The sequence below is a fragment of the Acidovorax sp. genome, from assembly GCF_047607405.1.
GTDB lineage: Bacteria > Pseudomonadota > Gammaproteobacteria > Burkholderiales > Burkholderiaceae_C > Acidovorax.
In genome coordinates, this window is sequence record NZ_JASGDA010000080.1 from 1 (window position 1) to 5,120 (window position 5,120).

Here is a 5,120-nt window from a genome sequence, read left to right on the forward strand (position 1 = left end):
CGAGGCCCGCGGCGCGGGCGGCATCCATCTGCGCGGGGCTGCCGCCGCGCACGGCCACGGGCAGGGTGTCGTGGGCGCGCAGCGCGGCCACGAGGGCGGCGAAGTCGATGGGCGCCTGGGCGTCCTTCACGGCGCCCAGGTCGATGAGCACGGGGTCGCCGTCGAAGAAGCCCGGGGCGTCTGCCACGCGGGCGGCCAGGTCGGCGGCGAACTGCGCGGCGTCGGTGGTCTTGAGCACCACGGCCACCACGGGCAGCGAGGCGCTTTTGAGGTCAAAGCAGGTGCGGGCCTGGGCCGCCGTGGTAAGGGCCATAGCCGCGAAGTGTACCGTGGGGCCTGTGCCGATAATCGGGCGATGACCACCGCGCGCAAGACCCACCTCGACTCCCTGGCCGTGACCCTGCTGCTGGCCTGCTGCATGTTCTGGGGCTTTCAGCAGGTGCTGGTGAAGGCCACGGTGGCCGAGGTGGCGCCGATCTTCCAGGCGTTCGTGCGCTTCGCGCTGGCCTTTGGCGCCATTGCCGCCTGGTGCGCGTGGCGCGGCGTGCCGCTGTCGGGCCGGGCCGAGCCTGCGGGCGCCGTGCGCGCGGGGCTGCTGGCCGGTGCGCTGTTCGCGGGCGAGTTCGCATGCATCTACCTGGGCCTGCAGCACACCACGGCCTCGCGGTTGACCTTGTTTTTATACGCATCGCCGTTCTGGTTGGCGCTGCTGCTGCCGCGCTTCATCCCCGGCGAGCAGCTGCGCGGCTGGCAGTGGCTGGGCCTGGCTGCCGCCTTCGTGGGCGTGGGGCTGGCGCTGGGCGACGGGCTGCTGGGCCACGCCAACGCGGCGCTGCCGGGCGCGTGGGCGGGCGACCTGCTGGGCGTGGCCGCCGGGCTGATGTGGGCGCTGACCACGGTCGTCATCCGCACCACGCCGCTGGCCCGCGTGGCGCCCGCCAAGCAGTTGCTCTACCAGGTGGGCGTGAGCGCGGTGGCACTGCCCTGGCTGTCGCTGGCGCTGGGCGAGACCTGGACCTTGCAACTGAGCGGCTTCGCCTGGGGTTCGCTGCCGGTGCAGGCGCTGCTGGGCGCGTTCGTGAGCTACCTGGCCTGGACGTGGATGCTGGCGCACTACCCGGCCACCAAACTCTCGGTGTTCGTGTTCCTCACGCCCGTGTTCGCGCTGCTGTTCGGCGCGTGGTGGCTGGGCGAGCCGGTCACGCCCGCGCTGGTGGTGGCGCTGGCGCTGGTGACGGCGGGCATCCTGCTGGTGAACCGCAAGCGGGGCTGAATTTTTATGGCCAAATTGGCCTCCAGCGCTTATCCATCAAGCGCCATATGCTATTGATTCAATAGCGTTCGGTACACATATCAAAGCTTGGGAATGCGGATGCGGCTGATCATCAAAGAGCCCGACACCGCGAACAGCAGCACCAGCGGGTGCAGTGTGAAGCCGCCCACCAGCACCTTGCCAAACCACAGGTGCTCGCGCACTGCGCCCAGCCACGCGGCCAGGGCCAGCAGACCCACGAGCACGATGGACGTGGGAATGGGCGTGCCCTCGAAGTACCGCACCTTGCCGTCCTCGCCCGAGAGCGTCTCGGCCGTGACGTTGTAGCGCGCCAGCCGCGAGACGCCGCAGGCCACGAAGTAGGCCAGCACGATGCGGTCGTACAGCCCCTGCATGCCGCAGCCGTAGGCGATGACGGCGGGCGCCACGCCGAACGAGATCACGTCGGCCAGCGAGTCCAGCTCGCGCCCCATGGCCGAGCTTTTCTGGCGCCAGCGGGCGATGCGACCGTCCAGCACGTCGAACACCAGCGCCGCCAGCACCAGTGCAGCGGCGAAATAGACGTGGCGCACGTCGCCCGTCTCCAGGTAGGTCATGGACGAGAACAACGCGCCCACGCCGCAGATCGCGTTGCCCAGGGTGAACCAGTCCGCCAGGTGGAACTCGCGGATCATCGAAAAGCGTTTGACGGTGGATGGCATCGGCGGTGCTCCTTGCTTGCTCGCTGATTATGAAGATCGCTCACGCAGCCATGGTGCTGCACGGCGACTCCTAATGGGGATGACCGCCGGGCAGCAGGCGCCGGTACTGCACGGCTTCGGCCACGTGGCTGGCCTCGGTGGCGTCGGCCCCGGCCAGGTCGGCGATGGTGCGCGCCACCTTGAGCACGCGGTGCGTGCTGCGCGCCGACCAGCCCAGGCGGGCGGCGGCGGTGTTCAGGAACCTGGCGGCGGCTTCGTCGAGCCGCAGGTGCGTGTCGATCTCCTGGCCCTGCTGCGCCTGGTTGGGCTGGCCCTGGCGGGCCAGCGCCCGCTCGCGCGCACGGGCCACGCGCTCGCGGATGGTGCTGCTGGCCTCGCCGGGCGGCGCCTGCACGAGCTGGTCGGCGGGCAGGGCAGGCACCTCCACGTGCAGGTCGATGCGGTCCAGCAGCGGGCCGCTGAGCTTGCCCTGGTAGCGGCTCACCTGGTCGGGCGTGCAGCGGCAGGCGCGCTGGCTGGAGCCGAGGTAGCCGCAGGGGCAGGGGTTCATCGCCGCGATGAGCTGGAAGCGTGCCGGGAAGTCCGCCCGACGCGCGGCGCGCGCGATGGTGATGTGGCCGGTCTCCAGCGGCTCGCGCAGGGCCTCCAGCGCGGCGCGGGGGAATTCGGGCAGCTCGTCCAGGAACAGCACGCCGTGGTGGGCCAGCGAGATCTCTCCGGGGCGCGGGGGCGAGCCGCCGCCGACCAGCGCCACCGCGCTGGACGTGTGGTGCGGCGCGCCCGTGGGCCGCTGGCCGAAGGTTTCGGGCTTGAAGCGCCCGGCCAGGCTGGCGATGGCGGCGCTCTCCAATGCCTCGTGCGCTGCCATGGCGGGCAGCAGCCCGGCAAAGCGCAGCGCCAGCATGGACTTGCCGGAGCCGGGCGGCCCGGCCATCAGCACGCTGTGGCCGCCTGCCGCCGCGATCTCCAGCGCGCGCCGTGCGGCGGCCTGGCCCTTCACGTCGGCCATGTCGGGGCCGGTGGCGGCTGCGACCAGCGGCGTGGGCTGGAGCGGCGCCCAGCCTTCGCCGCCGTCATCAGGGCCTGCATCGCTGCCGGGCGGCAGAAAGGCCCGCACCACGTCCAGCAGATGGCGGGCGCGCACCACGCGCGTGCCAGGCACCAGGGCGGCCTCTTCGGCGCTGCCGGGCGGCAGCACCAGCTGCGCGGCAATGCCCTGGGTCTGCAAGGCCAGGCTGGTCGCCAGCGCGCCGCGCACGGGGCGCAGTTCGCCGGACAGCGACAGCTCGCCCGCGAACTCGTGGCCCGCCAGCCGCGCGGCGTCGATCTGCCCGCTGGCGGCCAGGATGCCCAGGGCGATGGGCAGGTCGAACCGGCCCGAGTCCTTGGGCAGATCGGCGGGCGCCAGGTTGACGGTGATGCGCTTGTTGTGGGGGAACTCCAGCCCGGCGTTCTGCAGCGCGGAGCGCACGCGCTCGCGGGCTTCCTTGACTTCCACGTCGGCCAGCCCCACCAGGGTGAAGCTGGGCAGGCCGTTGGCCAGATGCACCTCGACCGTGACGGACGGCGCCTGCAGCCCCAGAAGGGCGCGGCTTTGCACCAAAGCAAGACTCATGAAGCGGTTTCTCCCCAGTTGGGTGCGTTTTGTGGGTTTTGGTGGCATGCGCCGCATGCAATGCACCAACTTGGCGCGCGGCATGCGCGGTGCGGCCCATCGCCACTGTACCGGGAACGTTGTAACGCGGCGCAACGGCGCGCGAAAGCCGTGGTTGCCGTGGCACGGTCCATGCTTAGACGGGCTCATCCCTACTTTGTCCAAAACCGGAGGAACCATGAACCAAGCCAACATCGTCAAGACCCTGGGCGTCGCCATCGCCGCCGCGCTGCCCCTGCTGGCCAGCGCCCAGCTGACCGCCAACGTGAGCCTGACCAGCAACTACAAGTTCCGCGGCCAGGACCAGGATCTCAGCAAGTCCAAGGCCGTCAAGCCCGCACTGCAGGGCGGCTTCGACTACGCCTTCGGCGACACGGGCTGGTACATCGGCAACTGGAACTCCAGCGTGGACTGGCTGTCCGGCAATTCGCTGGAAATGGACCTGTACGGCGGCTACAAATTCAAGGCGGGCGATGCCGACCTGGACCTGGGCGCGCTGACCTACGTGTACCCCGGCAATGCCAACGGCAATACCACCGAGCTGTACGGCGCGGCCACTTTCGGCCCCCTGACGGCGAAGTATTCGCACACCATCTCCAAGGACTACTTCGGCTGGGCCGGCGCCAAGGCGGGCTCGGGCCTGAAGGGCCGCAACACCGGCTACCTGAACCTGGCCTTCGCGCAGGAAGTGGCGCCCAGCCTCACGCTCAAGGCGTCGGTGGGCTTTACCCGCTTTGCCAGCGACATCAAGGACCTGGGCGTTCCCAACTACGTGGACTACAGCCTGGGCGGCTCGTATGACTTCGGTGGCGGCCTGTCGGTCGGTGCCGCCGTGGTGGGCGCCAACAAGAAGGCGTACTTCGGCGACGCCAACAAGTCGCGCCTGATCGTCACCCTGACCAAGACCCTGTAAGCCATCCGCACACGGAGGACTCCCAAATGAAAATGGTGACAGCCATCATCAAGCCGTTCAAGCTCGACGAGGTGCGCGAGGCGCTCTCCGACATCGGCGTGCAAGGCATCACGGTGACCGAGGTCAAGGGCTTCGGTCGCCAAAAGGGCCACACCGAGCTGTACCGCGGCGCCGAGTACGTGGTCGATTTTCTGCCCAAGGTGAAGATCGAGGCCGCCATCGCGGACGATCTGGTGGACCGTGTGATCGAGTCCATCGAGGGCGCCGCCCGCACCGGCAAGATCGGCGACGGCAAGATTTTCGTGACCCACCTGGAGCAGGTGGTGCGCATCCGCACCGGCGAGACCGGCAAGGAAGCCCTGTAACCCAGGCCACACCACACCAAAGAGAAACGCCATGAAAAAACTGCTAGCTTCCTTCATCCTGGGGCTGGGCCTGCTGTCCGGCGGCTCCGCCGTCCTGGCCCAGGCACCCGCCGCCGAGGCTGCGGCGTCCGCTCCTGCAGAGGCTGCGCCCGCTGCGGCTGCCGCACCGGCCCCCGCCGCTGCTGCCGAGGCTGCGGCCCCTGCCGCCGCCGAG

The 5,120-nt window shown here is 69.9% G+C and carries 5 protein-coding genes and 2 pseudogenes; 4 read left to right on the forward strand and 3 right to left on the reverse strand.

All coding sequences use genetic code 11. The features are described from left to right. A pseudogene (locus QM569_RS09365) lies at positions 1–313 on the reverse strand (septum site-determining protein MinC); the annotation flags it as partial. Positions 314–355: 42 nt separating this feature from the next. Between QM569_RS09365 and QM569_RS09370 the strand changes: the two are divergent. Next, on the forward strand, positions 356–1,273 hold the full coding sequence (locus QM569_RS09370; RefSeq protein ID WP_414986965.1) for a DMT family transporter: 918 nt from the start codon (positions 356–358) through the stop codon (positions 1,271–1,273). Between the two features lie 80 nt (positions 1,274–1,353). Here the strand turns inward: QM569_RS09370 and pssA are convergent, their stop codons facing one another. Next, complete coding sequence (pssA, locus tag QM569_RS09375) at positions 1,354–1,974, reverse strand: CDP-diacylglycerol--serine O-phosphatidyltransferase (RefSeq protein ID WP_414986966.1); 621 nt, start codon at positions 1,972–1,974, stop codon at positions 1,354–1,356. A gap of 70 nt (positions 1,975–2,044) precedes the next feature. Then, positions 2,045–3,589 (reverse strand): YifB family Mg chelatase-like AAA ATPase, encoded by a 1,545-nt coding sequence (locus tag QM569_RS09380; RefSeq protein WP_414986967.1) that lies wholly within the window; start codon positions 3,587–3,589, stop codon positions 2,045–2,047. Between the two features lie 217 nt (positions 3,590–3,806). Between QM569_RS09380 and QM569_RS09385 the strand changes: the two genes are divergently transcribed. The 3 genes and pseudogenes from QM569_RS09385 to QM569_RS09395 form a co-directional block, all read left to right on the forward strand. Next, on the forward strand, positions 3,807–4,541 hold the full coding sequence (locus QM569_RS09385; protein ID WP_414986968.1) for a TorF family putative porin: 735 nt from the start codon (positions 3,807–3,809) through the stop codon (positions 4,539–4,541). 26 nt (positions 4,542–4,567) lie between these two features. Next, complete coding sequence (glnK, locus tag QM569_RS09390) at positions 4,568–4,906, forward strand: P-II family nitrogen regulator (RefSeq protein ID WP_414986969.1); 339 nt, start codon at positions 4,568–4,570, stop codon at positions 4,904–4,906. A gap of 31 nt (positions 4,907–4,937) precedes the next feature. Further along, a pseudogene (locus QM569_RS09395) lies at positions 4,938–5,120 on the forward strand (ammonia channel protein); the annotation flags it as partial.

Coding starts and splice junctions, on each gene's coding strand:
- QM569_RS09370 (WP_414986965.1), top strand. CDS start 356: ATGACCACCGCGCGCAAGACCCACCTCGACTCCCTGGCCGTGACCCTG.
- QM569_RS09380 (WP_414986967.1), bottom strand. CDS start 3,589: ATGAGTCTTGCTTTGGTGCAAAGCCGCGCCCTTCTGGGGCTGCAGGCG.
- glnK (WP_414986969.1), top strand. CDS start 4,568: ATGAAAATGGTGACAGCCATCATCAAGCCGTTCAAGCTCGACGAGGTG.
- QM569_RS09385 (WP_414986968.1), top strand. CDS start 3,807: ATGAACCAAGCCAACATCGTCAAGACCCTGGGCGTCGCCATCGCCGCC.
- pssA (WP_414986966.1), bottom strand. CDS start 1,974: ATGCCATCCACCGTCAAACGCTTTTCGATGATCCGCGAGTTCCACCTG.